Consider the following 1,469-nt stretch of genomic DNA (forward strand, 5'->3'; position numbering starts at 1 on the left):
CTTCCGACGCCTCGTCCGCGACTATGAACGCCTGCCCGAAACACTCGCAGGCCTCCATCTCGTCGCCTTTGCTTGCCTCATGCTCAAGCACCTCACCTCAATCACCCAGGTCCACAACAGCCTCTAGGATGCGCACGGGTTCCTGGCCGGGGGAGGCCGGCGCGGGATGCGCCCCGCGGGCGCGGCCGGCCATGCGGGCGAGGACGCCGTCGCGCCAGAGAAAGCGGTGGAGCAGCACCATGGCGATGTGGCCGCCGATCAGGGCCAGGAGCGTCCAGGCCAGGAGGCCGTGCGCCGTGTTGGCGGGGGCGACCAACGCCTCGATCCGCTCGCCGGAAGCGGGCCAGAGCGGGATGCCGAAGGGTGCGAAGGCGCGGCCCGAGCCGTATTGCCGCAGCAGAGCCAGGGCGGGGACGGCCAGCATCAGGGCATAGAGGGCGAGGTGGCCGAGGCGGGCGGCGAGGCCGAGCGGGCCGGGCTCGTGCGGCGGGCGGCGGCGCAGGTTGTACAGGCCCCAGGCGCCGCGCAGCAGGATCAGCAGGAAGAGCAGGGCGCCGACGCTGGCATGGGTGCCGACCAGGAAGGCGGTGAGCGGGGTGCGCCCGGCCGTGACCTTCACCACCATGCCGGCGAACTGCCAGGCGAAGAGCAGGGCCATGCCCCAGTGCAGCGCCCGGCTGACCAGGCCGTAACGGGCGGAGGTGTCGAGCCAGGGCAGGGTTCGCATCGGGGCGTCTCCTGTTGCATGGGCAGCCCGCCGGGCGGGATGCCCGGCCCGGACAGGCGGTCCGGACAGGCGGCCCGGATGGAACCGCGCAGCCGGGGCCGCCGCCAGGATGGAGGTTGGATGACAGGCCGTACATGTCCTGCTGCCGCGCTCCGTGCAAGGGCGGATGTTGCCGCGCCGCGAAAAGGGGGTGGCCGGCGGTGCGGCAAAGGCCGGTCAGCGCCGCTCCGCGAAGAAATCCCGCAGCAATAGCGCGCATTCGGTCTCGCGCAGGCCGCCGACGACTTCTGGGGCGTGGTGGCAGGAGGAGGCGGCATAGATCCGGGCGCCGTGCTCCACCCCGCCGCCCTTGGGGTCATAGGCGCCGAAGGCCACCCGTTTCACGCGGAACAGCGAGGCGGCCTGGGCGCACATGGGGCAGGGTTCCAGCGTGACCGTCAGGGTGCAGTCCGCCAGCCATTTATGGCGGCGCCGGGCGGCGGCTTCGCGCAGCGCCAGGATCTCTGCATGGGCGGAGGGGTCCTGGCGGGCCTCCACCTCGTTGCCGGCGCGGGCCAGGACGAGGCCGCGCGGGTCGGTGACCACCGCGCCCACCGGCACCTCGCCCCGCAAGGCGGCGGCGCGTGCCTCGGCCAGGGCGAGTTCGATCGGCGCCGGCGCGCCGGTCATGCCCGGTGGCCGGATGGGTGGGCCAGGGGATACGCCAGGGGGTGGCCGATGGGATGGCCGGCGTGGCGCATGG

Annotated in this window: 2 protein-coding genes; both read right to left on the reverse strand. The window is 73.5% G+C overall.

The features are described 5' to 3' along the window. Nucleotides 1-97: 97 nt before the first annotated feature. The gene (locus tag ROTAS13_RS24390; RefSeq protein WP_075823656.1) at nucleotides 98-727 is read right to left on the reverse strand and encodes a cytochrome b; all 630 of its coding nucleotides are present in this window, start codon (nucleotides 725-727) and stop codon (nucleotides 98-100) included. Nucleotides 728-943: 216 nt separating this feature from the next. Next, complete coding sequence (locus ROTAS13_RS24395; protein ID WP_019461356.1) at nucleotides 944-1,396, reverse strand: nucleoside deaminase; 453 nt, start codon at nucleotides 1,394-1,396, stop codon at nucleotides 944-946. Nucleotides 1,397-1,469: the final 73 nt, after the last annotated feature.

The organism is Roseomonas sp. TAS13, from assembly GCF_001950415.1.
Lineage (GTDB): Bacteria > Pseudomonadota > Alphaproteobacteria > Acetobacterales > Acetobacteraceae > Roseomonas > Roseomonas mucosa.

What these genes read in the sequence shown, in the direction of transcription:
- ROTAS13_RS24390 (WP_075823656.1), bottom strand. Translation starts at nt 727, where the DNA reads ATGCGAACCCTGCCCTGGCTCGACACCTCCGCCCGTTACGGCCTGGTC.
- ROTAS13_RS24395 (WP_019461356.1), bottom strand. Translation starts at nt 1,396, where the DNA reads ATGACCGGCGCGCCGGCGCCGATCGAACTCGCCCTGGCCGAGGCACGC.